A 26,140-nucleotide genomic window follows, 5' to 3' on the forward strand; every position below is an offset into this window, starting at 1 on the left:
AAGAGAGCCGTGCACCTTCGTGCAGGGCTCTCTTTTCACAGATACGGCCATGGCTTTTGGAGGCGAATCATTCCCCATATGCCCCACGGCCCGCCTTTGGTAATTTACCGTACCACCAGCCGCAGCTCCTGCTGGCAATCAGGCAGGCCGCGGCGATGGCCCCAAAGAGGCCGACCACAAGCCAGACCCTTCCGGCCATGAGCATCGCGGGGCAGAACGACCAGGTGAAAATCTCCAGCAGCGTGGTGAACGGCGTTGTGATCGCCGTATCGCTCAAGGTCCTGCTCTTGTTCTGCGGGTCCACGATGCGCAGCAGCACAAAGCCAATGGCAAACACGCCGGTCAGGTATCCATAGCAGAATATGCTTCGCTCACACCAGCACTTTTCATTCATCCGGGAACCGAAAAACGTATAGTTCACCACCACAAGCACAATTCCGGTGAGCATCAGGATCAGCAGCGGCAGCGCGTACTTGACCACCACGGGGATTTTGATGAGCGCCACGCCGAAAAACACCAGATAATCCGTGGCGCAGCCGGAAATCCGGCCGAACAGCTCGGTGTCCACATACTCGTACACGCCCGCTTTTTTCAGAGCCGCCCAGAAGACCAGCCCGAAGAGGAACCCCACGCAGTAGTCGGGGATGCTCAGGCTGAAGGTGCTGCTCACCCATCGGGCGCCTAAAATACCCAGTCCGGCCGGCACCAGCAGCAGCGCCGTATGCCAGGCCAGCGGGTCAATGGACACCACGGAAACGCCGTCCCGGCACATGGACTGCTGCTTTTCCTTTGGGATCAGGCCGGTGCGCAGTTCACCGGAGATGAACCGGAAATCCTTGATAAACTCCGTATAGCCTTTTTTTGTGGCGATCTTAATGAGGATCATGCCTCCAAACACGCCTGTCAGGATGCCCACCGTAGCAGACGTCATACAGAGGTCCATGGCATCCGCAAACCCCAGGTCGCCCAAGGCGACGCCGACGGCGGCCGCTGTCCCATGACCGCCGCAAAAGCCGGAAATCAGGATAAAGCCGAAAGCGTCGCTGGTCCCCGGCACAAGGCGGGCGATGAGCAGGACGGAGATCAAAACCGGGATTGCCACCTGGATGCAGTGCCCAAAAAACCGATAGGACAGAAAACTCATCATGCGTCCAATCTCCTTCTTTGCCCCTGTGGCAAAGTGGAAGCCCTGGACACCGACGGCGGTAAACACAATGACGATCAGGATACCGGCGTAAGAACCCGCGCTCTCTGAAAACTTCAGGACATCAAAGCCATAGCTCCCCATGATCAGGCCGATGATGCCGGCAATCAGGCTTGCGGGGACAAAGAAGGCCTGCACCGCCTTCACCTTGGAGCGGATGAGCTGCCCCGCCAGAATCAATGCGGAAGCAATCGCAAAATCCAAAAATATATCCGTCATATTTGCCGATCCTCCGTATTCTAAATTTTTTGAAAAGCGGACACCGCATGGAACCGCGGTGCCCGCTTTCCGGAACCTGATATTTGTTAGCAGCAGTTGGTCAGGCTGTCGTTGACTGAATCGTTCGCTTGTTTTGGCTTGCTGAGGGAATCTGGAACGTTACATATTGTGGGGCTCTTTCCACTGGTAGACTTCCGTCCCGAGCCCCTTTTCCAGACAGCCCTTGTAGACCTCGTAGCAGTTGAGCACATCGGTGATGACGATGCCGATGGTCGCAAACAGGTAGATGTCGTCGGGGTTGGTGCGGCCGGGCTTATTGCCAAGCAGCACATCGGACACCTGGGTCACCAGCGGATAGGTGGGCTTTGCCATCTTGCCGTCAAGCACCATGTTGGCCAGCGTGCAGGAGTCCCGGTCATTCAGGCGGTCCAGCCAATCCATGCCGAATTTGACATTGGGCAGCAGATGGCACTCCTCCTTATAGTCATACTGGGAAACAAACGAGTGGAAGGAGCCCTTCTTCAGCCAGGCAGGCTCCACATATTCCTCTCCCACGTCCACGGTGGTGACGGTATGTACAATGTCCGAATCCCGGATGGCCTCTTCGGCGCTGTCCACCACTGAGAATTCATACCCCAGGTGCTTCCACCGTTCACAGAACTTCTCGGCGTTTTCCCTGCGGATATCATACACCTTGATCTTCTTGATGTGCTTCATAAACATCAGAGTGGCCTGCATGCAGTATCCGGCGATGACGCCGCTGCCCACCAGGCCCATCACCTCTGAATCCTCCCGGGCAAAACACTTGGCCCCCAGGCCGCTGCCGCAGCCGGTCCGGATGCCGCTGACAAGGGTGTCGTCCACCACGGCCAGCGGATAGCCGGTCTCCTCATCAAACAGCTCCACCAAGCCGTTGGAACGGGGCTTTCCCAGCTTGCGGGGATTGGTGGGGTTGGAGGGGATCTCCTTTACGCCGGCCACATGGACGTTTTCCTCGTCGCTGTTGAGGATGCACGCGTGCAGGCCGATCCGCTTTCCGGCGTGCTTTCCTTCCTGCCACATCATGTGAAAGAGCGGAATTTCGATGGTCTCGCCCCGGCCCAGCATCTTATTTGCACGAATGACATTGTTCATGACCCAATTGAGATCCCCGGCGCCAATTTCCATTGCCTCTTCCTGGGAAATCCACAGCACTTTGTTTTCTTTACCAGCCATCTTGACATCCTCCTAAATTGTTCATTTCCGCTAAGCAATAGCTCGTGCTATCAAAATACATCACTATTGCTATCATGTCAAGTATTTTATCTCTCAAATTTTCTATCATATTTTTGTTTACTATCACTATTTGCATTATTTTCTATCTTAATGTATCATATTTACGATAGCAAGTCTATATCATTTCCGGGAGGTTATATCACATGGCACCCAATCCGTATAAAACCCGAATAGGCGGCGCCACCGTCACCATTTTTGTTCCTTACGACTGTACCAACCACTGCCCGTTCTGCATCAATAAAGAGGAATACGCCCACTCCGAGGGCTTCTCCCTGGAGCATATCTGCCAAAGCATCCGTCAGATGAACGCGCTCACCCCTCGGTGTGATGTTGTGTTCACCGGCGGGGAGCCCTTCGCCGACCTGGCCGCGCTGCAAAAAATGCTGGATGAAGTCCCATCCAGCCACAACATCTACATCAACACCACATTGCCGGTAACGCCCCGGCAGCCCAAAGGGGAGCTTCTATCCTTTTTGAACCGCAACCGGCAAAAAATCTCCTGTCTGAACATCTCACGCCTTATGCGCCGATACGTCGTGGAATCCAACGACGATCTGCTGGCTTGCCTTCCGGTCCCCCTGCGCATCAACTGTGTTTTGTATCAGGACTATCCTTCGGAAAAGCTGGTGCCGTTTTTGAACCGCTTCCGCCCGATTCCCGGCGTCTCGGTACAGTTCCGCTGCGATTACACCGCCACCACGCCCGAAACGCTGTATGAACGGGACCACATTGTACAAAAACTCCAGCAAGTTGCCGAATTCATCGGCCTGGAGGGCTGCCGCATGCGCTGCGGCTTTCATTTCGTGTACCGTGGCATGCCCTTGGCCTATCACAAGACGCTTCCCTATTCCACCATCCGGGAGACAGACCCTGTCAGCGGAATCACCTACGATGTCCTGTACGACATTGTGATCAAGCAGACCGGGACCATCCACAGCGACTGGACCGGGGTTTCCCTGAATTTGGAAGGGTATCGGCACGCCGTGTACGAGCCTTATGATTTAAAATGGTTGACCTCTATTTCAAATTCAAATCACGCAAGCGATTTTACTTCAAAATAATGGAATATTTTTAAAACCGCCCGTTACTTTTCCTATCAAATGTGATATCATATGATTGGCGTAAATTGGCGCGCCAATTCATCCGGAACACGGATCAGTAACGGAGTGTGGCAGTATGGCACAATCTAAAATCGAAGAGCTTCTGCAGCATAAGGACCGCCTGCCCCGCCAGCAGCAGGCAATCTGCGAATACGTCTCACAGCATATTTCCGAACTGGACTCCCTGACCGCGAGCCAGCTGGCCAAGGCCGTGGGCGTGGGCGACGCCACGATTTTCCGCTTCCTGAAAAATATCGGCTACGAGTCTTACGGCGCGTTTCGGGCGGATGTGAAGCGCTATGCCATCCAATTCTCACAGTCCTCCTACTGGAAAACCCTCGCTTCCCTGGATTCCCAGAAGGAATTGGGAGAGAGCTCCCTGATGCAGGTGTTTTCCGCGGCGATCGACGTGATGGACAAATCCATGACGGCCACCCTTATCCAGGGGCTCAATGAGGCGGCCAGCCTCATTTTATCCGCCCCCAAGGTGGGCTTTTTCGGCCTGCGCACCTCCAAGCCAGCGGCGCTGTATTTTTACTACCTGCTGCTCCCCTTTCTCTCCACCGTACAGCAGCTTGGCTATGATGAGCATTTCATCTTTGAACGGGTCCGGCAGCTGCCAACGGGTAGTGTGATCTTTTTTATCACCAGCTGGCCCAATACCAAAATGACCATTGATGTGGCGGAATTCTGCCATCAGTGCGGCCACCGGATCATCCTTTTGACCAACGAAGCTACCTGTCCCATTGCCGCTTATGCGGATTTGCTTCTGCAGATGCCAGAGATGGAGGGGCAGTACTCCATTGCACCCTACATCCTGATGGCGGACGCCCTGGCAAAGGAAATCGGCCTGCGGCTCAGGCCGGAATCCCTGCGCCAGCTCCATGAGGCGGACGCGATTTTAGCCGAATGGGGCGTGACCAACTGGAGCGACCGCTGAAGGGCCGATCTTCTCTACGGCTTTTCCGTCCGTAAATTTTCTGCAAAGCCGCTCCCTGCAAATGCAGGGGGCGGCTTTTTCGCGAAATCTTCCCTTGACAAATGAAAATTTCATGCTATTATACTTTTAAAAATTTAGTTAAATATTTTTAGCTAATATTTTTGAATGCAAAGTAAAGGAGTATTTCATATGTCTTTTGAAGAAGTCCGCGAGGTAATCGTCGACACACTGGCCTGCGACGCGGAGCAGGTGACCCTTGACGCCACGTTGATGGAGGATCTGTCGGCCGACTCACTGTCCATTGTGGAGCTGACCATGGCACTGGAGGAAAAGAGCGGCATCACCATCGACGACGAAGCCACGGCCAAGCTGAAAACCGTCGGCGACATTGTCCAGTACCTGCAGGCCCATCAGTCCTGATGCAAAGCGGCGGCTTTTTCCGGGCGCCGCTTTCCTCACGGGAAAGGATATATATGACCAACCAAGAACTCTCTGAGCTGATTGCTCTTTTTGACCGAAGCACCGCATTGACCATGAAACTTTCCGAAGAGGGGTTCTCCCTGGAACTGGATCGCAGGGGACGCGGGGAGGCGGCCGTCCCTCCTGTTCCGCAGCCCGCAGCGCCGGAGGAGTCCGGCCATGACGGCAAGTGGGTCAGGGCCCCGTTGGTGGGCACCTTTTACGCCGCCCCCGGCCCTGACCAGCCGCCCTTTGTCCAGCCCGGCAGCCATGTCGCAAAGGGGCAGACGCTCTGCCTCATCGAGGCCATGAAGATGATGAGCGAGGTCTGCGCGCCCTGCGAGTGCATCATCGAGGAAACGGCGGCCCAAAACGGCCAGCTGCTCTCCTATGACGCGCCCATCTTCCGGTACCGGGAGGCCTGAGCCATGTTCAAGCGCGTTTTGATCGCCAACCGGGGCGAGATCGCCCTGCGGATTCTGCGTGCCTGCCGGGAGATGGACATTGAGACGGTGGCGGCGTACTCTCAGGCGGACGCGGATTCCCTCCCCGTCCAGCTTGCCACCGAGGCCGTGTGCATCGGACCGGCCCGGGCATCGGAGAGCTATCTCAACCAAGACGCCCTGCTGACGGCGGCGATGGGCACCGGTTGCGATGCCGTCCACCCCGGCTACGGCTTTCTCTCCGAGAGTGCCGAATTCGCCGACCGCTGCAAGGAGGCGGGGCTCACCTTCATCGGCCCCTCCGGTGACTGCATCCGCAGGGCCGGCAGCAAGGCCTCCGCCTGTGCCCTGATGCGCCGGGCCGGCGTACCCACGGTGCCCGGCTCCGAAGGAGCGGTGGCCGATGCCGAATCGGCCCTGGCCGTGGCGGAGCAGGTGGGATATCCTGTGCTGGTGAAGGCTTCCGCCGGAGGGGGCGGACGGGGCATCCGCCGCTGTGACAGCCCCGAACAGCTGCCCTCCGCCTTTGATGAGGCCCGGGCAGAGGCACTCTCCTGCTTTGGCAACGGGGAGATGTACCTGGAAAAGTGCATCGTGAATCCCCGCCATATCGAAGTGCAGATCTTAGCCGACCAGGAGGGCCGCACCATCCACCTCTACGACCGGGACTGCTCCGTCCAGCGACGGAACCAAAAGCTGATCGAAGAGGCCCCCGCCCGGTGCCTGACGGCGGAGCTGCGCCGGGAGATGGGCGTGGCCGCAGTGCGGGCGGCCAGGGCCGTGGGCTATGAAAACGCCGGAACGGTGGAATTTCTTCTGGATGAGGGCAACCGCTTCTACTTCATGGAGATCAACACCAGGATTCAGGTGGAGCACGGCGTCACTGAGCTGGTCACCGGGATCGACCTGGTGCGCCAGCAGCTTCGCATTGCCGCCGGCCTTCCCCTTCCCTGCACCCAGGAGGAGGTTCCCCTGCAGGGCCATGCCATCGAGTGCCGCATCAACGCCGAGGACCCTGGCGCGGACTTTCGCCCCTGCCCCGGCAGGGCCGGGTTTGTCCACTTTCCCGGCGGCTGCGGCGTCCGGGTGGACTCCTGCCTGTACACCGGCTGGTCCCTTCCACCCTACTACGATTCGCTGGCGGCGAAGCTCCTGGTCCACGCCCCCACGCGCTTAGAGGCCATCCGGCGGATGCGCCGCTGTTTGGAGGAACTCACCATCGAGGGCTTTCCTACCAACGCGGAGCTGTCCCATCTGGTGCTCTATCACCCGGACTTCCTCCGGGGCACATGCACCACCTCGTTTCTGAACGAGCAGCTTGATGCCCTGCTGTCCTGGGACCGCAGGGCCGGGGAACGGGAGGAAACGCTATGAACTCTGTTTTTACCAGGCGCCGCCAAAAGCTTTTGGCCATGAAGGCCCTGCGGGACAGCCACAGCCCCTCCTCTGCGACGGACGAGCGGGCCTGCCCCCGCTGCGGAGGGCGCTTTTCTCTCCGCCAGCTCTCTGAGTGCCTGTATGTCTGTCCCCAGTGCGGCTACCACCATCCCATCGGCGCCTATTACCGGCTCAGCATTCTGCTGGACGGCGGATCGTTTCATGAGCTGAACGGGAAGCTCTCCTCCGCCGACCCCCTTGGCTTTCCGGGCTATCGGGAGAAGTTGGGGGACGCCCGGCGGCGGACCGGGCTCACTGAGGCGGTTGTCACCGCCGTGGGCAGTATCGACGGCCAGCGGGCGGTGTTCGCCGTATTGGACAGCCGCTTTCTCATGGGCAGCATGAGCGCCGCCGTGGGGGAAAAGGTCACACTGGCCATTGAATACGCGATCCGGGAGAAACTGCCCCTCATCATTTTCTCCGCCAGCGGCGGGGCCAGGATGCAGGAGGGGATTGTCTCTTTGATGCAGATGGCAAAAACCAGCGCCGCCCTGGCCCGGCTGGACGAAAAGGGAGGGCTCTTTCTCTCCGTCCTCACCGACCCCACCACCGGCGGCGTCACCGCCAGCTTTGCCTCCTTAGGCGACATCATTCTTGCCGAGCCCGGCGCCCTGATCGGCTTTGCCGGCCCCCGGGTCATCGAGCAGACCATCGGCCAATCCCTGCCGGAGGGCTTTCAGCGCTCGGAATTTTTGGCCGAGCACGGCTTTGTGGACGCCATTGTGGAGCGGAGCGAACTGCGCCGGACACTGAGCCGCCTCCTGTCGCTCCATGGGAGAGGAGGCCGCCCATGACTCCCCTGACTCCTTCCCAGCGGCTGAGCCTGGCCCGTTCCCCGGACCGCCCCGGCACGGCCGACTATATCGAGGCCCTGTTCACCGACTTCTTCTTGCAGCGTGGCGACCGGCTGTGCGGCGAGGACCCCAGCATCCTGGGCGGCATTGCCCGCTTCCACGGCCGCAGCGTCACGGTCATCGGCACCCGCAAGGGCAGGACGCTGGAGGAAAACTTAAACTGCAACTTCGGCATGCCCAGCCCGGAGGGGTATCGCAAGGCGCTGCGGCTGATGCGCCAGGCAGAGAAGTTCGGCCGGCCGGTCCTCACCTTCATCGATACGCCGGGGGCCTATCCCGGCCTGGAGGCGGAGGCCCGGGGCCAGGGCGAGGCCATTGCCCGGAACCTTTTGGAGATGAGCCGCCTCCGTGTCCCGGTGATCGCCGTGGTCATCGGCGAGGGAAACAGCGGCGGGGCGTTGGCGCTGGCCGTGGCAAACCGGGTGCTGATGCTGGAAAACGCGGTTTACTCCATCCTTTCACCAGAGGGATTCGCCTCCATCTTGTGGAAGGACGCCGCCCGGTCCGGCGAGGCCTGCGAGTTGATGAAGCTCACCGCCGCCGATCTGAAGGCCGCCGGCATCGTGGACGGCGTGATCCGGGAGCCGGAGGGCGGCGCCCAGGCGGACCCACGGCAGATGATGGAGCGGCTGGACCGCTGCCTTCAGGAGCATTTGGAAGCCCTCTCAAAAGAGAGCGGCGGCGCCTTGGTCCAAGCGCGCCGCTGGAAGTTCAGACGGATGGGCTCCGTCCGAAAGGAGACGCCATGAATGGAATCAAAATCCGGGGCACAGGCCGCTGCGTACCGGCCCACATTGTCACCAACCGGGACATGACCGGCCTGGTGGACACGACCGAGGAGTGGATCGCCAGCCGCACCGGCATCCAGCGCCGCCGCCACCTGACCACGGAGACCCACAGGGACCTCTGCGTGGGAGCGGCCCGACAGGCCATCGAAAACGCCGGAATCTCCCCGGAGGAGATCGGCGCCTGCATTGTGGCCACGCTGACCGCGGACACCCTGGTGCCCTCCGCCGCCTGCGCGCTGCAGCGGGATCTGGGCCTTCCCAACGACAGCATCTGCTTTGACCTGAACGCCGCCTGCACCGGCTTTCTCTTCGCACTGCACACCATGGAGTGCCTGCTGCCCTCCTCGCCCAGAAAGTACGGCTTGGTTTTGGGTGCGGAGTGCCTGAGCAGGATCACCAACTGGGCTGACCGCTCCACCTGCATCCTCTTCGGCGACGGTGCCGGGGCGGCGGTGGTGGAATCCAACCCCGCCTACGAGTCTATCCACGCCTGCCTGGGCTGCCACGGCAACGACAAGCTGCTCCACGTGGGCGGTGTGGGCCCGGACAAGGAGCAGTTGATCTCCATGGAGGGGCAGGGCGTGTTCAAATTTGCCGTGGAGGCAGTGCCCTACTGCATGGACGCGGTGCTTTCCCACACCGGCAGGCGTATGGAGGACGTGGACTTTTTTGTGTTCCACCAGGCAAACGCCCGCATCATCGACTTGGTGGTGCGCAGGTACCGCATCCCCCCGGAAAAGTACTACAAAAACATCAGCGAATACGGCAATACATCCGCGGCCAGCATCCCCCTTGTCATCAGCGAGCTGTGGGACCTGGGCAAGGTCCGCCCCGGAAGCCGGGTGCTGGTGGTGGGCTTTGGCGGCGGCCTCACCTGGGGCGGCGCAATGGTGGAGTTTGCCTGAACAAATAAGGAAAGGGCTTCCCGCCGCGGGAAGCATTGGAACAATATGTTGCTGAATGAACTGCTGGGGACGGAGTTCCCCTTCATCCAGGGCGGCATGGCCAACATCGCCACCGGTGAGTTTGCCGCCGCCGTGTCCAACGCCGGGGCATTGGGCATGATTGCCACCGGCGGCTGGGACGGCGAACGGGTCCGCCGGGAAATCCGTCATGCCCGGGAGCTGACCGGCAAGCCCTTCGGTGTCAATTTGATGCTGATGAGCCCTTACGTGGAGGACATCGCCCGCATCCTCATCGAGGAGCAGGTGCAGGTGGTCACCACCGGAGCCGGCAATCCCGGCAAATACATCCCCGCCTGGAAGGAGGCGGGCATCAAGGTGCTGCCGGTGGTGGCCGCGGCAGTGCTGGCCAGGCGGCTGGAGCGCTACGGCGTGGACGCCTTCATCGCCGAGGGATGCGAATCCGGCGGCCACATCGGCGAGATGAACACCATGGCCCTGGTCCCCCAGGTGGTGGACGCGGTGGGCGTGCCGGTGGTGGCCGCTGGCGGCATTGCCGACGGCCGCCAGCTCACCGCTGCCTTTGCCCTTGGCGCCTGCGGCGTCCAGATGGGCACCTGTCTGTTAGTCAGCAAAGAGTGCCCCATCCACCCCAATTACAAGCAGGCGCTCTTAGACGCCAAGGACAGCGACACCCTGGTCACCGGCCGCTCCAGCGGAGCGCCCGTCCGGGTGCTGAAGAACAAAATGGCCAGGGCCTACCTCAGGATGGAGCGGGAAAACCTGCCCCTTGAGAAGCTGGAACAACTGACCCTTGGCTCTTTGCGCCGTGCCGTGCAGGAGGGTGACGTAGACGGCGGCAGCCTGATGGCCGGCCAGGTGGCGGGCATGCTCCACGAGATCCGCCCCCTGCGCCGGATTTTTGAGGAGTTATACAGCGGCTACCAAGCCCGCCTGGATGAGTTGGTGGCACAGCGATGAAGCTTGGGTTTTTATACGCCGGCCAGGGCGTCCAGCACGTCGGCATGGGGGCGGACCTCTATGCGCTCCACCCGGAGTTCCGGGCCGTCATCGACGCGGCCCGCCCGGGCTTTGATCTCAAAGCCGTTTGCTTTGAGGGCCCTCAGGAACTTTTGGACCAGACCCAGTACACCCAGCCCTGCATGGTGGCTTTTGCCGCCGGGCTCACAGCCGTCCTGCGCCGTCTTGGCATAACGCCCTCCGTGACCGCCGGGCTCTCCCTTGGGGAATACTCCGCCCTCCACGCCGCCGGTGTCCTGGACGCCCAGACCGCCGTCTCCACCGCCGCCTTCCGGGGAAGGGCCATGGCCGACGCCGCTCAGGGGTTGGAGTGCGCCATGGTGGCGGTGCTGGGGCTGGACCGTTCCGGCGTGCTGGAGGCCTGTGCCCAAGCGAATTCGCTTGGTGTGGCCGAGGCCTGCAACTTCAACTGTCCCGGCCAGATCGTCATCAGCGGCGAGGCAGCCGCCGTGGCCCGGGCTGCGGAGCTGTGCAGGGAAAAGGGCGCCAGGCGCTGCCTTCCCCTGAAGGTCAGCGGGCCGTTCCACACCTCGCTGCTGCGCAGCGCGGGAGACGCCCTGCACTCCTATTTTGAGCATGTCCCGTTTGCACCGCCCGCCATCCCCGTGCTCTTCAACTGTCTGGGACAGGAGATGGGGCCCGGGGATTCCATCCCTGACCTTCTGGAGCGGCAGGTGCAAAGCCCGGTCTGCCTGGAGGACTGCATCCGCCGCATGGCCCGGATGGAGGTGGACGCCGTGGTGGAGATCGGCCCCGGCAAGACGCTGGCCGGATTTGTCCGCAAGACCGTGCCCGGCCTGCCCTGCTTCAGCGTGGAGACCGAGGAGGATGTGCTGGCCCTGCCGAAACAGTTGAAAGGAGTGAGCCGATGAGTTTTGCCAATCAAACCGCCGTCGTCACCGGCGGAAGCCGGGGCATCGGCCGGGCGGTCTGCTTAACGCTGGCCCGGGGCGGCGCCAACATCATTTTTTCCTACGCCGGGAACACTGCCGCCGCAGAGGAGACTGTTTCCGCCGTCCGCAGCCTGGGCGCCGCCTGCGCTGCCGTGCGGGGAGACGTGTCCCAAAGCGGCTGCGTCAAAGAGTTAGTGGACACCGCCATGGAGGCCTTCGGCCGCATCGACATCCTGGTCAACAACGCCGGCATCACCCGGGACGGGCTGCTGATGACCATGAAGGAGCCTGATTTTGACGCGGTGGTGGACACCAATCTCCGGGGGACGTTTCTCACCATGAAGGCTGTCTCCCGCATCATGCTGCGCCAGCGCTCCGGCCGCATTGTCAATGTGAGCTCCGTGGTGGGCCTCCATGGCAACGCGGGACAGGTCAACTATGCCGCCAGCAAGGCCGGCATCCTCGGCATGACCAAATCCGCCGCCAAGGAGCTTGCTTCCCGGGGAATCACCGTCAATGCGGTGGCGCCGGGCTTCATTGAAACGGACATGACCGCCGAACTGCCGGAGGAGGCAAAATCCGCCCTGGTGCGCTCCATCCCCATGGGTACACTGGGCAGGGCGGAGGACGTGGCCGCCGCCGTGGCCTTCCTGTCCGGCAGCGAGGCCGGTTACATCACCGGACAGGTGTTGGGCATCGACGGCGGCATGGGTATGTAAAGGAGGTACGAATGGAGAAACGACGAGTTGTCATCACCGGAATCGGCGCCATCACCCCCATCGGCCACAGCGCGCCGGAGAGCTGGAGCGCGGTCTGCCGCGGGATCTGCGGGATCGGCCCGATCACGGCCTACGACCCCTCCGGCCAGAAGGTCAAGCTGGCGGCGGAGGTGAAGGACTACCGGGCGGAGGACTTTTTGGACAAGAAGGAAGCAAAGCATATGGAGCGCTTCACCCAGTTTGCGCTGATCGCCGCCCGGGAGGCCCTCTCCGACAGCGGCCTGGCCATTGAGCGGGAAGACGCGGAGCGCTGCGGAGTCATCCTCTCCAGCGGCATCGGTTCCCTCTCCAACACGGAGCGGGAGCACGACCGGGGCACAGAGCGGGGCTTTGACAAGGTCTCCCCCTTCTACATCCCCTCCACCATCTGCAACATGGCCGCCGGGCAGGTGGCCATTGACGCCGGGTTCCGGGGCATGTGCTCCTGCCCGGTGACGGCTTGTGCCGGCGGCACCTATGCCGTGGGCGACGCCTTCCACTACATCCGGAACGGCTATGCGGAAGTCATGCTCTGCGGCGGTACGGAGGCCTCCATCACGCCCTTGGCGGTGGGCGGCTTTACCTCCATGAAGGCCCTCTGCACCAGCGAAGACCCCGCCCGGGCCTCCATCCCCTTTGACGCCCAGCGCAGCGGCTTCGTGTTGGGCGAGGGCGCGGGCGTGCTGGTGCTGGAAGAGCTGGACCACGCCCTGGCGCGAAACGCCAGGCCCTACGCGGAGGTGGTGGGCTACGGCGCCACCTGCGACGCCTACCACATCACGGCGCCCCGGCCCGACGGCAGCGGCGGCGCAAAAGCCATGGCCATGGCCCTTGCGGACGGCGGCGCCGCGCCGGAGGACGTGGACTACATCAATGCCCACGGCACCTCCACGCCCTTAAACGACGCCTGCGAAACCGCGGCCATCCGCTCCGTCTTCGGCGCCTGGGCCCGGCGCCTTGCCGTCAGCTCCACCAAGTCCATGACCGGCCACATGTTGGGCGCCGCCGGCGCGGTGGAGGCCATCTTCTCCGCCCTGGCGCTGCGCGACGGCTTTTTGCCCGCCACCATTCACTACGCCGTGCCCGACCCGGATTGCGATCTGGACGTGGTGCCCAACGAGGGCAGACGGGCTGCGCTGCGCTGCGCCCTGTCCAACTCCCTTGGGTTCGGCGGACACAACGGCAGCATTTTGCTGCGGAACTGGGAGGGATGACATGCAGCTCAATTCCAATGAGATCGCGGAGATCCTGCCCCACCGCTACCCCTTCGCCCTGGTGGACCGCATCACCGACGGTGAGCCCGGCCGGTGGGCAAAGGGCATCAAGTGCGTCAGCGCGGGAGAGCCGGTATTCTGCGGCCACTTTCCCCAGGAGCACGTGATGCCCGGCGTGCTGATCGTGGAGGCCATGGCCCAGGTGGGGGCGGTGGCCATTTTGTCCGCGCCGGAAAACCGGGGCAGGACCGCCTATTTCGGCGGCATCAAAAACGCCCGGTTCAAGGCCAAGGTAACGCCCGGGGACGTGCTGGAGCTGGAGTGCGTTCTCACAGCGCAGCGCGGCCCGGTGGGCATCGGCTCCGCCAAAGCCAGCGTAAACGGGACCGTGGTGGCCACGGCGGAGATGACCTTTGCCATAGGCCCAAATGGGCTTGCCGTTTCGCCTGAGACTTGATATACTGAGATGTATCATTCACAAAAGGGGACGGTCTCTTTGTTAAAACAGTCGTTTTTTGAAGTGTTCACGAAATTTAAGCTGCATTTTTATCAGGAGATTTTTCAGCGCTTCCAGGACCGGGAAGCCAGCCTCACTACGGTGGAGACCTTCTGCATGGAGACCATCCAGGCGTTGGGTGCGCCCACTGTCAACGAGTTCGCCGCCTTTATGCGCATCTCCTCACCCAACGCGGCCTATAAGGTGAACAGCCTGATCCGCAAGGGCTATCTCCGCAAGCGCCAGTCCCCGGAGGACCGCCGGGAATATCACCTGGAGGTCACGCAGAAATATACGGACTACTACAACATCAGCACCTCCTATCTGACTTTGGTCATGGACCGCATCACCAGCCGCTTTTCCCAGGAGGAGTGCGCGCAGCTGGACAGGATCCTTCAGATCATCAGCCGCGAACTGATGCCGGAGGTGGAACTCCCCCAAAAGGGCAGTTGATTGGCAGGAGCAAAACAGCGCTGGATTCTCTCCCGGAACCACCGGGAGAGAATTTTTTTCATCCGCGGCGGACAGCGTTTCCCTTCCCAATTCATAATCGAGGCATGAAGCGCATAATTCTCCTACGAGGAGGGATCTCACTTGAAAATATTTGTCGTCAAACACAAAAACATCACACTGTTGGCCGGGCTGCTGGCCGCCTGCGCAATCTTCTATGCCGTCTCCTACCCGTCGGCGGTCGGGGCCTACGCCACTGACCGTCAGCTGCCCATCTACTGTGTGGAAAAGGATCAGAAGGTCTGCTCCATCAGCTTTGACGCCGCCTGGGGCAACGAGGACACCCAGACACTCATCGACATCCTGGAACAGTACAAGGTGAAGGCCACCTTTTTCGTGGTGGGCCAGTGGGTGGATAAGTACCCCGAATCCGTGAAGGCCCTGTCCGACGCCGGGCACGAGGTGATGAACCACTCAGCCACCCACGCCCACTACAACCAGCTCTCCGCCGATGAGATCACAGCCGACGTCAACACCTGCAACGACAAAGTGGAAGCAGTCACCGGCGTGCGCCCCACTTTGATCCGCTGCCCCTACGGGGAATACGACGACCACGTGGTCTCCGCCATCCGCTCCATCGGCATGGAGCCCATCCAGTGGGATGTGGACAGTCTGGACTGGAAAGAAATCCCCGCCTCCGAGATCACCCAGCGGGTCACCTCAAAGGTCCAGCCCGGCAGCATCGTGCTGTTCCACAACGCCGCCAAGCACACTCCGGAGGCGCTGCCCTCCATCCTGGAAAACCTGATCTCCCAGGGCTATACCATCGTCCCCATCTCTCAGCTCATCATCAAGGGACAGTGCGGCACGGACTATACCATCGACCACACCGGCAAGCAGCTGGCCATCCAGGCCGCCCCGGAAGGCTCCGCCTCTTCCGCAGGCTCCTCCGCAAAGCAGTAGGAAGCACAGCGCGCCAATTTTTGTTAAATATCCGGAAATTTTCTTGACATTCTATCGCTTTCCTCTAAAATAAAACTATTAAGCACTGCGAACTACTTCCAACGGCCCATCTTATTTGCGAGGTGACATGCGATGAATGAAAACGGAAATGACAAGCTGATCCTGGCTGTGCTGCAGGGGGACGACTACGCCGAGACCGTGGCGGAGCTGAACCGGAACGGGTTTTCCGCGACGCTGCTCAGTTCCACCGGCGGATTTCTAAAGAAAAAGAGCACCACTGTGATGATCGGCGTCCCCAGGGAGAAGCTGGAAGATGCACTGGCAATCCTCAAACGATGCGCTGGCCGGCGGAAGCGGACCATCTACCGCGAGGTCACGGTGCCCCACACCGGAGAGCTGAGCGCCATGCCGCTGATCCCGGTGGATGTGGAGGTCGGAGGGGCCGCCGTGTTTGTACTGGACATTCAGCAGATGGAAAAATATTGATGGAAAAAGCCTGCGGGAAAATCCCGCAGGCTTTTTTTCTTAGATAGAACCGGCATCCCATACGCCCCAATGCCTCTATCATTTGTTAGCAATACTGTCCAATTTATCTGACTATTTTTATGCAATTTAACCATTGCAAACCATGGTCAAATGACTATGATAGGAGAGGTTTGTAGATTGGAAGGCGCTTCACGTCTCCCTACGGAAAGGGGTTTTGATATGTCGTATCACTATTTGTTGGACCTGGCTCTCATTATTCTCAGCACAAAGCTTTTGGGGTTGGTGACCCAGCGGATACAGATGCCCCAGGTGGTGGGCGCGCTGCTGGCGGGCCTGATTTTAGGCCCTGCCTGCCTGAACATACTGGGAGAGACGGCGTTTCTCACGCAGCTCTCAGAAATGGGCGTCATCGTCCTGATGTTCACCGCCGGCCTGGGGACAGACGTCCAGGAGCTCAAGCGCAGCGGCAAGGCGGGCTTCTTAGTGGCCCTGCTTGGCGTTCTGGTGCCGCTGGTGATGGGCACCTGCCTTGCCTGGCTGGCCGGGCGGACCGGAATGATCGATTATGGCGGCTTCTTGGAGGCTGTGTTTGTGGGCACCATCCTTACCGCCACCTCGGTGAGCATTACGGTGGAGACCCTCCGTGAGCTGGGAAAGCTGGAGACCACGGTGGGCAACACCATTCTTGCAGCCGCGCTGATCGACGATGTCCTGGGCTTGATCGCCCTGACTCTGGTCAGCTCCCTGGCTGGCAGCGGGGAGCGCATTTCCCTGGTCCTTTTGAAAATCCTGCTGTTTTTTGTGTTCGTGGCGGTGGCCAGCCTGGTGGTGCTGTGGTTTTTCCGCTGGCTGGTATTCTGCGGAAAGGGTCAGAACCTCCGCCGCTATCCGGTTTTGGCCTTTGTCCTGTGCCTTCTGATGGCCTATTGCTCTGAGGAGTTTTTTGGCGTGGCGGATATCACCGGCGCCTACGCAGCGGGATTGATGATCTCCTGCACGCCAAAGGCCAAATACATTGAGTCCAAATTTGAGCCGCTGTCCTACCTGCTGCTCACCCCGGTCTTTTTCGCCAGCATCGGCATCAACGTGGAGCTGCCGCGGATGGATGGTTCGCTGATCCTGTTCTCGCTGCTGCTGTTGGTTGTCTCGGTCCTCTCCAAGTTGGCGGGCTGCGGGCTGGGCGCCCGTTTTTGCCGGTTTGACAAGCGGGAGAGCATGCAGGTGGGCGTGGGCATGGTATGCCGCGGCGAGGTGGCCCTGATTGTGGCAAACCGGGGCCTTGCCTTGGGCGTGCTCAGCTCCGCCATGATGACGCCTGTGATCATCACGGTGATCGGCGGCACCATTTTGACGCCGGTGCTGCTGAAACTGGCCTTCCAGTCTCCCTCCAAGCCGGAGGCCAGCTCCCTGCTGGATCACTACCAGGAGACGGAGCAGTTGGACTATGTGTCTGAACAGCTGTTGGAGGAAAACCGGAAGGGACTGGAGAGCGGCCGTAAGCAGCCCGATTGATCAGGCTCACTTTGTGGCATCATAGAGTATCCATCAGAAGGGAGTGCTGCAATTGCACCGCATTTTATTTGTCTGCCACGGCAGAATATGAACATAATCCCTCAAAGCCTTGGTATTACTTGAAAAAATCCCTTGATACATACGGATTTACACATGATTTACACACTTTGCGCTTGATATGGGTATATATTCAGAAAAGACCGCCTTGCTTGGAAAGCACGGCGGTTCTTTTTCATATGTTACTGTTTGCAGCGTTCAAAGATTGAATTAACCAGTTCAACAACTTCACCGCGCGTTACGATGCGGTCAGGCTGGACGGATGCAGCGTCTTGAATCCAGCCATAGGCAGCAGCGGTTACAATGTTCTTGTAAGCCCAATGTGCGGCATAGGGAACGTCAGGCATGGGTGCAGTTTTAGCGTCCACAAAGCGTGTCAGGATGGCGATAAGCTGTCCGTAGGTTAAGTTATCATTTGGACGGAAGAAGCCGTTACAGCCATTCAGAACGCCTACAGACGCGAATACAGAAACAGCATCGCGATACCATGAATCGTTGGGAACGTCCGTAAAAACGCTTGTACTGCCCGCCAAAGCAGCCTTGCTGTCATCAGTCAGAGAACGATAGAGCAGCACGGCAAACTGCGCTCTTGTGATAGGGTCATTTTCATGTAACTGTCCATCGCCATAGCCTGCAAGCACAAAAGGTTTGTCAGAGTCAAGTTCTGCGTTACCAGCGCATAGTTTTACCGTTTCATCCTTTTGCGGGGTCATGCTTGGCGTGGAATGATGGTGCCCAGAATGAGAGGGGCGCGTAGGCGCTGGCGCTGTTTCTTCGGGAAGTTCCGGTTGTTCGGGTTCTTTGGGGAGGTCAGATGCAAAGACAAACTTTGCGCCAAAATCAGGGCTGTCGATTTCACAGTCAATGACTTCACCGATGAAAACGGCGTTTGTGCTTGCGTCAAAGCGATTTCCCATATAGTCTTTATAGAATCCGATGGGCTGATTTTCGGTATAGATGCTATCCATACTTTCGGTGTAACTCATGCTGAATGGTATTCTTGTTGCAACGCGCACATCATCAGCGCCGTTTTTGCCAATGTTCCCATAGATGGCGGTATCAATAATATTGGTGTCTCCATCAATGGCAACACCACCGCCTAAAGTTGCAACATTCTCTGTAATGGTGCAGGAGGTTATATTGGCAGTCCCCGTTACCTGAAGCCCACCACCAACATATGCGTCTGTTGTTTCATATGCTGCTTGGTTTTTGCTGATAGTGCAATCTGTAATTTTAAGTGTGCCTTGACAGGTGATTGCGCCGCCGCAACCAGTTGATTTGTTATTACAAAATGCTGATTTGCACATATTGATAGACGATGCTCTACTTATCCATATTGCGCCCGCACGATTTCCTTGGTTATTTTCAAAATGACAATTTTCAATTTGGGCGGCAGTTGCAAATAGTGATATGGGAACCCAGTTTGACGAAACGTTTTTAACGGTGACATTCAGCAGCGAGAGGTTCGTTTTTATTTCACCTGTATTATACTTATTTACATCAATGGCGGCACTACACGGATAATTCATGCCGTCCAGAATGATGTTTTGAAATACAATGCTGTTGACGTTATCTCCATAAATGCTGAAATATGTATTTATAGTTTCGTCCAACGGTACGACTGTGATTTGCTTTTCGGTATCGCCAACTATGCAGTTTTCGATGATGTTTATTCCGCTACTGAGAGCGATGGTATCTCCATCCTTGGCGGCAGCAATCGCGGCTTGCAATTCCTCCAAAGATGAAACGACTACGGGCGTTTCAGATTGAGAATCATCGGGAGATTCTTCATCTTCTGTTGCAAGCGCAGTTGTTGAGAACAGGGAAAAGAGCAGTAAACAGGAAAGCAGCGCGGAGAGCAAGCGGTTTCTTCTTTTCATGGGTGCAGCGACCTTTCTTTATTTTTTGGAGCGCAGCAAGCCGACCATGTTTACAATCGCCGCAATTTCCTGTTCATTTAACCCCGAAACGTCCACAAAGGAGCGGCGATTTCCGCATAACAGGTAGTCCGTTGTAACGCCGTAGAGCCGAGCCAGTGCAATAATGATTTCCGGACTTGGCTGACGCATTTCATTCTCATAGAGCGAGACAACCGAGCGGGTCACGCCGATAGCGGCAGCAACCTCCGTTTGGGTCAATCCCCGTTGATTCCGTAATTGTTTCAGCCGAGCGGCAAAACAGGTCATAACAAGTACAATCCTCCTAAATTCTACCGCAAACGGCGTTACTCTTGGTGTCGCGTTATGCTGCAAATTGCAACAAAAAAGGACGGGCAGAAACCCGTCCAGCGCCGCTTGGTACTCTATCCGATTACGGAAAATGAATACAAAAATGAAACCACCGCAGCGGGTGAATCGCCCAGCCTACGGTGGTTATTCTTTTCCGACTTTCTTAAACTCCGTTATGATGCGATGCAGCGTATCAATCTGACTGTCGGACAGTTCGGAAACATCAATCGTCTTTCCTCCGGTCACGCCGAGCAGATAGTCCGTTGTAACACCGAAGTATGCGGCAATCCGAATCAGAACGTCGAATGTTGGATAGCCAAGACCATTTTCGTATTTGCTGACAACCGCTTTGGAAAGACCGACCTTTGCGCCAAGTTCCTGTTGCGTGAGGTCACGGGCAGTTCGGAGCTTTTTAAGATTTTCTCCAAATTCAGAGTAATACATAGCATCACCGCCTTGCGGATAGTTTACCGCAAAAACGGTATATAAATCATAGACTACAATCAACGATATATTGATTTAAGAAAAGAAGTGTAGTAAAATGGCGGTAAGCATGAGACTTTTGAACGTTAGGGGTGCTGCGTTGTGCGAGTTTGTACCTTTTGCGGTCACAGTAAAATATATTCCCCGTATGAGGATATAAAGGTAGCAACGCGGCAAATTGTGTCGGGCTTGATTCAAGATGGCTACGATTATTTTCTTGTTGGAAACTACGGACAGTTTGACAGGTTAGCAGCGTCAGTGTGCTTGACACTAAAGCGGGGATATCCGTCTATCGGGGTCAACCTCGTTGTGCCTTACTATCAGCCGCAACTGGACAGCTACGAAAAAGAATACCGCGCACGGTTCGATGATGTTATTGTCCCAGCTTTGGAAAGTACGCCCTATCAGTACCGTATTGTCCGTGCAAATGAGTATATGGTAGACCGCGCTGATACTATCATCGCATATGTAAATACGTCCACAGGCGGGGCAGCAAAGACGCTCGCCTATGCGGAGCGGAAGAAGAAACGGATTATACGGATAAAATAGAAAGGGTAGGTTTTATGGACGAGCTGTTTGAATCCTTTGACGCTTGGATTGAAGATGTCGGACAGGAGATATTGGACGAAGAAAATAAACCGATGCTACTTAACCCCGCAAGACTAACGCAGATGCAATTTGTGTATGCAGTATTGAAAAAATACGCGCTTGCCAACGATGCGATAGTGACGTACAAGCTGAATGAACCGTTTACAAGTATGGGTAGCGTTACGATTGAGGGCGAGGATTTTATCTTGAACAGTCCAAAGTGGTTTGCAAGAGCAGCAGAAATGGCAAGTAACGTAGAGATTTACACCTTAGAGAATGAAAATATCCGTATCACATTTACTTTCCATGAATATGCGAAGCCGATAGAATCATAGGCTTTGGAGTGAGATTATGGAACTTGTAATTGCTGTAATACTTGTAATTATCCTATTTGTTAAAATTAACTCAGATAAAGAAGCAAAAAGGAGCGCTTGCGAAAGATTCGATGAAAAACAGCGGAAAATATCTGAATGGAAAGCAAGAGTAACAGACAGGAATCTTGAACGGCAGCTTAAAGCCTTTATTCAGAATCCAGAAAATAAAGAGACTGTTTCTATGACGGTTTCGCCTGTGTATGACAGCATTTGGCGAGATAAGGATTTTTCTGATTTGTTTCCTAAAGACCGTTGGTGCAGGCGCAAAGATGATTGGACATTGGAGTATCACGAACAGGTTCAGCGTGAATTATGCAAAATGAATACAGAAAATGCACTCAGGATTATGATGGCAAAGCGCGGTAAGATTTTGGATTACGACGCAGATAGAAGTTCATCATATAGCCAGAATGTAATGGCGAGCGGCATTTCTGCGGATTCCCCACTAACGGCGTATGTCCTTATTTGGTGCGCAAAAGAGTTGGAAAAGCAAGGCATAGGCAATCGGTTTGTTGTTCCGTCAATCGGAAAATATGGTGCGGGAGGCTTGCATTGGGAACTATGATATAGGCAAGGAGTGGTGTCCTTGTTTATATACGGGGGCATTGGTGTTCGCCCCCCACAATTCCTTTCTGCTATCTGGCAGAGAAAACGGGCAGGATTTTTCCTGCCCGTTTTTCATACGTCCAGACACAAGTGATTTTCTATGGCTTGCTCTAATTCCCTTTGCTGGATTCCGATATATGCTTGTGTGACTGCGGCGCTGCTATGTTGTAGCAGCTTTTGAACAAGAACGATATTGTAGCCGTTCTTTGTGTAGATTTCTGTTGCGTAGAACTTTCGGAATGAATGTGTGCTGATTCCGGTATAGCCGAGGTAGTCACAGACGATTTGCAGATGCTTTTGGATTTGCCGTGTAGTGAGCGGGAATATCTGTGCGTCTGCGGAAATGTTGTTGTCCATGCAGTAAAGCCGTATAAACTGGTACAAGGCAAGCGGAACGGTAAATACGCGGGCTTTACCTGTTTTCTGTTCAATGATAGAGAGCCGATAGCGTTCACCATCTTTTACGATATCAGAGAGCCGCAGTCGGACGATATCAGAAATACGCAAGCCTAAGTTTGCTTCAAGCATGAGCGCCGCAGCGATGCGCTCATTTGGTCGGCAACCGGAAAAGCCTTGCTTCATGGTTTGAATGATTTCTTTGTATTGTTCTGCGCTCAGTGCGATTGTTCTTTTGTTCATGTAAGTACCCCCCTAAAACGAAGTCTTGAAGAAGAAAAAACGAACTTTTTCGCTTACCAACAGAAAACGCTTGAAAATGCTTGACTTTGCGGTTCGTTTTTCTGATGTTATAGGAACAGTGTGGGAAAAGCGGGGATTTCTCCCCGCTCCCAAACTCAGAGATTGAACAGCCCAAACGCAAGCAGAAGCAGCAGTGCAAGCAGCGGACAGGCACAGGCAAGAACGGCGATAAGAATACAGGCGATAGCTTTTCCCATGATATGGTTTCCTTTCTATGTACGATATTTAGCCCAAAATATAATCAACAGCTTTTGCGGCTGCACCGCTGGCGGCAACGACCATCCGTTTATCATTTTTCAAGACAGTTAGCCAGCTTTGAATATAAGCGGCATTATTGCGGAATGTTCCTTTGGTTTCAATTCCCGCATAGTTGAGAAGCGCGGCAGCGCCGATTTCAGCGGTCAATTCTTCCTTGCTGTACTCTGCGTTTCCAAAGTGTGCGGTTGCTTTTAGGCGGTTTAGACGTGTGCGGTGTCCGGTGCTGTGTGTGATTTCGTGAAAAGCGGTAGAATAGAACTCGCCCATACTCCGAAACTGCTCAACGAGCGGCAGAACGATACAGTCTCTTGATGGGCTGTAATAGGCTTCATCGCCCAACTGATGGTGGATTATGATATGCTCCCGTTGGCTGTAGTGGTCGATGATTTCATCGGCGGCGGGTATTGGCGTCGGTTCTGCGGGCTGATTGAATCGCGGGGTTAGACCGTCGCATTGGTCGATATGGAACACGTTATAGTAACGCAGCATAGGAATCAGACGGTCAACGGGCGATTGCGTTTCATCGTCCTGCATATCGGACACTTTGACCTGTTTCCAAAACACAACGATTTGTGATTTCTCGCCCTTGCGGACAGCGCCGCCGCGTGACAATACTTGACTGTAGGTGTAGTATTCGCCGGGTTTGCCTAACAGCATTTGATTCAACAGACTGTACGGTTTTCCGGTTGTTCCGCTGATAGCGCCGTGCTGTGTACCTGTCCAAGGCTTTTGCCAAGGAATAACGCCTTGCTGTAGCTGTTGGATGATTCTTTCGGTTACGGCTTCGTAAATATCAAACTTTGCCATTATAAACGCTCCTGTTCTTCTTGATTTGGAGCGGGGCGGCGTGTTATAATCACACTACCACCCCGCAAGGGTTGGTGTTAGGCTGCTTGTCCGCTTGCTTTGGTCGGCGTTCGGACAAGTGGTCTTTCTTTATGCGCTGACGGAAAAGCGGCGGCTTTGGCTCTGTCGCGTAAATGCAGCGTAAACATCGGGCATAGCCTTTTTGAACTCGCTGCTATTGAAGCGTGAAGTCAATACAGAGCGCCAACGGACGATAAAACGTCCTGCGGTCAATTCCTCGGTATCACGCGCCAGCATTTCCGCTTTGATGGTGTCGCGGATAGCTTCGGCTTCTGCGGCTGCGTCCTGTGCAAGCTGCTCCCACTCCTGCATTTTGACAATACGGGTTTCCAATTCTGTTACTGACATTTTGTATCTTCCTTTCATTCTTTTAGGGCTTTGGACAGGCAGCAGGTGGCATTAAACATCTATGCCCGTTGGCAATCTCAATCTCTCTTATCCATTTCTGCTTTTGTCTTGCGTTCTTGGTTTCGGCTTGCGCTTACTTTCGTCCGCCTTGACCTGCCCGGTGTTCCCTTGTGTGATTACAATATATCAGTTAACTGATAATTTGTAAAGATGGCAGAGTGCATAAAAGTTAACTGACATTCTTGTGCAATATATCAGTTTACTGATATTTCTATAATAGGTATAATGAAACGGGGGTGATACTATGTCAACAGAAGCGCAGAAGCGGGCAAGCACGAATTATAATCGTAAGCAGGATAATATAATGGTGCGCCCGACGAAAGAAGAAGGTGCGGCAATACGCGCCGCCGCTGCAAGTGTCGGACAGTCTGTGCAGGCGTATATCCTGCAAGCAATCAGAGAACGCATGGAGCGGGAACAGGCACAGGCGGGGGGCGGTTTTGGTATTTCTGCCGCCTGTCCAGAAGAAAAACATATGTAGTCGGTCAGTGTAACTGAGAGAAAAATTTTTCATTCTGTCTATATACTCACCTTGATTCACACAATTCCGTATGGTACGATATATCCAGAATTAAAAATCACGCCAACGTCAGTAAGACAAAAGTAAGCCGTGACTTGCCAAGTGGGGAAACTCCCACACGGGCAAGCACGGCTTTTTCTTTTTGGATGCACCTTGACAACAGAATATGGTTCTCTGCAAGAGCAAAAAAAGATTGGGGGTGAGGAAATGTCAGAACTCTTGAAGCGGCTTCAGACCGGACAGCGGCATATCGCAGAATACACCCGTCCAAATGCGGATTTTATATGCCCTGTCTGCAAACAGGAATCGCCTTGTTATGCGTCTTTCGTGACGCTGCAAGCTGGCTATGGCAGCGTCCATGATGGCGAAAGGGCAAAGGTCAGAATATGCGGAGAGTGCATAGACCGACTGTTTGAAAAATTAGAAACAAAATAAGGAAGTGAACAATTCATTGGAAAATACAAGAAATGATGTAGAACGGAAAAAAGCTTTTGATGCGACTGTGTGTTTCTCGTTCTTTGGAACATGGCTGGAAGCAATCGAAGCATACGAAACGGAAGCAGATACAAGCAGCAATGCCTATAAGTTGTTTAAGGCGATTGCATACTACTCGATGTATGGAGTAGAACCAGAATTTGAAAATTCGGGCTTAGATGCGATGTGGAAAATTCTTTCCAGAGAGATTGACAATAGCGTAAGCCGCCGCAAATGTCGCTTTGGCAAAGAAGAAGTAACCGAGCGGGAACAAGCGGTTATTGACGCTTGGAAAGTATCTCCCCATGCTTCTGTGCGTGAAGTATCAATGACAACTGGCATTCATAGGAGCAGTGTTGAGCGAATCAAGCGAAAATACTGGAGACAATTAGAAGAATTGCGGCGGACTGCTATTGCTGCTGGTGATAGTGAATGTGTTTCTTTTAATAGTCAAGATGGTGCTATTGATTGTTCTCATGGTAATAGTATTACCGAGACGAGACAGCGAGACACAGCGGAGGAACTAATCTTTGACGAGGATGAAGCAGATATGCGAGAATGGCAAGAAGAGCATCCAAATGAGCATAGAATAAGAGATGACGAATTACCATTTTGAAAATGGCGTTTATGTGTTTTGGATGCCAACAAAAATATATGCACAGAGCGTGTCAACATTTTCTTTTTGGATGCTCTGCTCATTGTGGCACAAGGGATTGCAGGCGTAAAAAAACAAGATTTTATCCAGAAAAGACCTGATAGTTAAGGCGTTTTTGGCAATTTTGAAATCAAATGTGAAAATACCACCGATTATCGGTGCATAGACGCTGCGCCAAAGGTCAGCGCAATAAATAAAAGTTACCTTGAATTATCAACCACCTTGTGTGGTCATATCCTCGCCAAAGGCAGGAGGGCAACAGTGCATAACAGGAGGTTTTAATGAACAGCACTGTTCCCATTTGGGAAAAAGCAAATTTGACGCTTGAAGAAGCAGCGGCATATTTCAACATAGGAGTAAACAAAATACGGGAAATCAGCAATGATGATAATTGCACATTCGTCCTCTGGGTTGGGAATAAGCGGCTAATCAAACGGAAGATGTTTGATGCCTACTTGGAAAAAGCCTATTCCATTTGAAAAATGAACT

The 26,140-nt window shown here is 55.7% G+C and carries 31 protein-coding genes; 23 read left to right on the forward strand and 8 right to left on the reverse strand.

What is annotated here, in order from left to right:
• Positions 1–67: 67 nt before the first annotated feature.
• The gene (locus H8790_RS08130) at positions 68–1,423 is read right to left on the reverse strand and encodes a sodium/glutamate symporter (RefSeq protein ID WP_187332047.1); all 1,356 of its coding nucleotides are present in this window, start codon (positions 1,421–1,423) and stop codon (positions 68–70) included.
• 159 nt (positions 1,424–1,582) lie between these two features.
• Positions 1,583–2,638, reverse strand: coding sequence for an ornithine cyclodeaminase family protein (locus H8790_RS08135; protein ID WP_187332048.1), 1,056 nt, complete (start codon positions 2,636–2,638; stop codon positions 1,583–1,585).
• A 203-nt stretch (positions 2,639–2,841) separates the two neighbouring features.
• On the opposite strand from H8790_RS08135, the gene H8790_RS08140 reads away from it, so the two are divergent.
• From H8790_RS08140 to H8790_RS08220, 17 genes are all read left to right on the forward strand, one after another.
• Positions 2,842–3,759: a 4Fe-4S cluster-binding domain-containing protein gene (locus H8790_RS08140; RefSeq protein ID WP_187332049.1), complete on the forward strand. Its 918-nt coding sequence runs from the start codon at positions 2,842–2,844 to the stop codon at positions 3,757–3,759.
• 115 nt (positions 3,760–3,874) lie between these two features.
• Positions 3,875–4,738: a MurR/RpiR family transcriptional regulator gene (locus H8790_RS08145; protein WP_187332050.1), complete on the forward strand. Its 864-nt coding sequence runs from the start codon at positions 3,875–3,877 to the stop codon at positions 4,736–4,738.
• Positions 4,739–4,927: 189 nt separating this feature from the next.
• Positions 4,928–5,158 (forward strand): acyl carrier protein, encoded by a 231-nt coding sequence (gene acpP / locus H8790_RS08150; RefSeq protein WP_187332051.1) that lies wholly within the window; start codon positions 4,928–4,930, stop codon positions 5,156–5,158.
• A gap of 53 nt (positions 5,159–5,211) precedes the next feature.
• Positions 5,212–5,622, forward strand: a complete 411-nt coding sequence (locus H8790_RS08155) for an acetyl-CoA carboxylase biotin carboxyl carrier protein (protein WP_187332052.1) — start codon at positions 5,212–5,214, stop codon at positions 5,620–5,622.
• 3 nt (positions 5,623–5,625) lie between these two features.
• Complete coding sequence (gene accC / locus H8790_RS08160; RefSeq protein WP_187332053.1) at positions 5,626–7,014, forward strand: acetyl-CoA carboxylase biotin carboxylase subunit; 1,389 nt, start codon at positions 5,626–5,628, stop codon at positions 7,012–7,014.
• A complete protein-coding gene (gene accD / locus H8790_RS08165) occupies positions 7,011–7,871 on the forward strand; it encodes an acetyl-CoA carboxylase, carboxyltransferase subunit beta (protein WP_187332054.1) in 861 nt (286 codons plus the stop codon). Before accC ends, accD begins: the two co-directional genes overlap by 4 nt.
• Entirely contained in the window at positions 7,868–8,680 is an 813-nt protein-coding gene (locus H8790_RS08170) for an acetyl-CoA carboxylase carboxyltransferase subunit alpha (protein ID WP_187332055.1), read from the forward strand. Before accD ends, H8790_RS08170 begins: the two co-directional genes overlap by 4 nt.
• A complete protein-coding gene (locus tag H8790_RS08175; protein WP_187332056.1) occupies positions 8,677–9,624 on the forward strand; it encodes a 3-oxoacyl-ACP synthase III family protein in 948 nt (315 codons plus the stop codon). The genes H8790_RS08170 and H8790_RS08175 overlap by 4 nt, the downstream gene beginning before the upstream one ends.
• A 45-nt stretch (positions 9,625–9,669) precedes the next feature.
• Positions 9,670–10,602 (forward strand): nitronate monooxygenase, encoded by a 933-nt coding sequence (locus tag H8790_RS08180; protein ID WP_187332057.1) that lies wholly within the window; start codon positions 9,670–9,672, stop codon positions 10,600–10,602.
• Positions 10,599–11,534: an ACP S-malonyltransferase gene (locus H8790_RS08185; RefSeq protein ID WP_187332058.1), complete on the forward strand. Its 936-nt coding sequence runs from the start codon at positions 10,599–10,601 to the stop codon at positions 11,532–11,534. The genes H8790_RS08180 and H8790_RS08185 overlap by 4 nt, the downstream gene beginning before the upstream one ends.
• Entirely contained in the window at positions 11,531–12,274 is a 744-nt protein-coding gene (gene fabG / locus H8790_RS08190) for a 3-oxoacyl-[acyl-carrier-protein] reductase (protein WP_187332059.1), read from the forward strand. The genes H8790_RS08185 and fabG overlap by 4 nt, the downstream gene beginning before the upstream one ends.
• A gap of 11 nt (positions 12,275–12,285) precedes the next feature.
• The gene (gene fabF / locus H8790_RS08195) at positions 12,286–13,527 is read left to right on the forward strand and encodes a beta-ketoacyl-ACP synthase II (protein WP_187332060.1); all 1,242 of its coding nucleotides are present in this window, start codon (positions 12,286–12,288) and stop codon (positions 13,525–13,527) included.
• 1 nt (position 13,528) lies between these two features.
• Positions 13,529–13,984, forward strand: coding sequence for a 3-hydroxyacyl-ACP dehydratase FabZ (gene fabZ, locus H8790_RS08200; RefSeq protein WP_187332061.1), 456 nt, complete (start codon positions 13,529–13,531; stop codon positions 13,982–13,984).
• A 39-nt stretch (positions 13,985–14,023) separates the two neighbouring features.
• A complete protein-coding gene (locus tag H8790_RS08205; RefSeq protein WP_187332062.1) occupies positions 14,024–14,476 on the forward strand; it encodes a MarR family winged helix-turn-helix transcriptional regulator in 453 nt (150 codons plus the stop codon).
• Between the two features lie 141 nt (positions 14,477–14,617).
• Entirely contained in the window at positions 14,618–15,436 is an 819-nt protein-coding gene (locus H8790_RS08210) for a polysaccharide deacetylase family protein (protein ID WP_187332063.1), read from the forward strand.
• Positions 15,437–15,568: 132 nt separating this feature from the next.
• Positions 15,569–15,922 carry a cyclic-di-AMP receptor gene (locus H8790_RS08215; protein WP_187332064.1) on the forward strand — a complete coding sequence of 118 codons (354 nt, stop codon included), beginning with the start codon at positions 15,569–15,571 and terminating at the stop codon, positions 15,920–15,922.
• A 219-nt stretch (positions 15,923–16,141) separates the two neighbouring features.
• Complete coding sequence (locus tag H8790_RS08220) at positions 16,142–17,434, forward strand: cation:proton antiporter (protein ID WP_187332065.1); 1,293 nt, start codon at positions 16,142–16,144, stop codon at positions 17,432–17,434.
• A 239-nt stretch (positions 17,435–17,673) separates the two neighbouring features.
• Here H8790_RS08220 and H8790_RS08225 read toward each other — a convergent pair whose 3' ends face one another.
• The 3 genes from H8790_RS08225 to H8790_RS08235 all read right to left on the reverse strand — a co-directional run bounded on the left by H8790_RS08225 (position 17,674) and on the right by H8790_RS08235 (position 20,163).
• On the reverse strand, positions 17,674–19,371 hold the full coding sequence (locus H8790_RS08225; RefSeq protein WP_187332066.1) for an S-layer homology domain-containing protein: 1,698 nt from the start codon (positions 19,369–19,371) through the stop codon (positions 17,674–17,676).
• Positions 19,372–19,389: 18 nt separating this feature from the next.
• Positions 19,390–19,677, reverse strand: a complete 288-nt coding sequence (locus tag H8790_RS08230) for a helix-turn-helix domain-containing protein (protein WP_187332067.1) — start codon at positions 19,675–19,677, stop codon at positions 19,390–19,392.
• A 186-nt stretch (positions 19,678–19,863) separates the two neighbouring features.
• Positions 19,864–20,163: a helix-turn-helix domain-containing protein gene (locus H8790_RS08235; protein WP_187332068.1), complete on the reverse strand. Its 300-nt coding sequence runs from the start codon at positions 20,161–20,163 to the stop codon at positions 19,864–19,866.
• 141 nt (positions 20,164–20,304) lie between these two features.
• Between H8790_RS08235 and H8790_RS14080 the strand changes: the two genes are divergently transcribed.
• From H8790_RS14080 to H8790_RS08250, 3 genes are read left to right on the forward strand one after another with little or no spacing between them, the layout of a single operon-like run.
• Complete coding sequence (locus H8790_RS14080) at positions 20,305–20,751, forward strand: SLOG family protein (protein WP_404821679.1); 447 nt, start codon at positions 20,305–20,307, stop codon at positions 20,749–20,751.
• Between the two features lie 14 nt (positions 20,752–20,765).
• Complete coding sequence (locus H8790_RS08245) at positions 20,766–21,125, forward strand: hypothetical protein (protein WP_187332070.1); 360 nt, start codon at positions 20,766–20,768, stop codon at positions 21,123–21,125.
• A 16-nt stretch (positions 21,126–21,141) separates the two neighbouring features.
• Entirely contained in the window at positions 21,142–21,729 is a 588-nt protein-coding gene (locus H8790_RS08250; protein WP_187332071.1) for a hypothetical protein, read from the forward strand.
• Between the two features lie 113 nt (positions 21,730–21,842).
• On the opposite strand, the gene H8790_RS08255 is transcribed toward H8790_RS08250, so the two are convergent.
• The 3 genes from H8790_RS08255 to H8790_RS08265 form a co-directional block, all read right to left on the reverse strand.
• Positions 21,843–22,409, reverse strand: a complete 567-nt coding sequence (locus H8790_RS08255; protein ID WP_187332072.1) for a tyrosine-type recombinase/integrase — start codon at positions 22,407–22,409, stop codon at positions 21,843–21,845.
• Positions 22,410–22,694: 285 nt separating this feature from the next.
• Positions 22,695–23,534 (reverse strand): ArdC family protein, encoded by an 840-nt coding sequence (locus H8790_RS08260; RefSeq protein ID WP_187332073.1) that lies wholly within the window; start codon positions 23,532–23,534, stop codon positions 22,695–22,697.
• 129 nt (positions 23,535–23,663) lie between these two features.
• The gene (locus tag H8790_RS08265; RefSeq protein ID WP_187332074.1) at positions 23,664–23,942 is read right to left on the reverse strand and encodes a hypothetical protein; all 279 of its coding nucleotides are present in this window, start codon (positions 23,940–23,942) and stop codon (positions 23,664–23,666) included.
• 304 nt (positions 23,943–24,246) lie between these two features.
• Here H8790_RS08265 and H8790_RS08270 point away from each other — a divergent pair, with 304 nt between their 5' ends.
• From H8790_RS08270 to H8790_RS08280, 3 genes are all read left to right on the forward strand, one after another.
• On the forward strand, positions 24,247–24,483 hold the full coding sequence (locus H8790_RS08270) for a hypothetical protein (protein ID WP_187332075.1): 237 nt from the start codon (positions 24,247–24,249) through the stop codon (positions 24,481–24,483).
• Positions 24,484–24,973: 490 nt separating this feature from the next.
• A complete protein-coding gene (locus tag H8790_RS08275) occupies positions 24,974–25,612 on the forward strand; it encodes a hypothetical protein (protein WP_187332076.1) in 639 nt (212 codons plus the stop codon).
• A 320-nt stretch (positions 25,613–25,932) separates the two neighbouring features.
• On the forward strand, positions 25,933–26,130 hold the full coding sequence (locus H8790_RS08280; protein WP_187332077.1) for an excisionase: 198 nt from the start codon (positions 25,933–25,935) through the stop codon (positions 26,128–26,130).
• Positions 26,131–26,140 lie beyond the last annotated feature (10 nt).

The organism is Oscillibacter hominis (assembly GCF_014334055.1).
GTDB lineage: Bacteria > Bacillota > Clostridia > Oscillospirales > Oscillospiraceae > Oscillibacter > Oscillibacter hominis.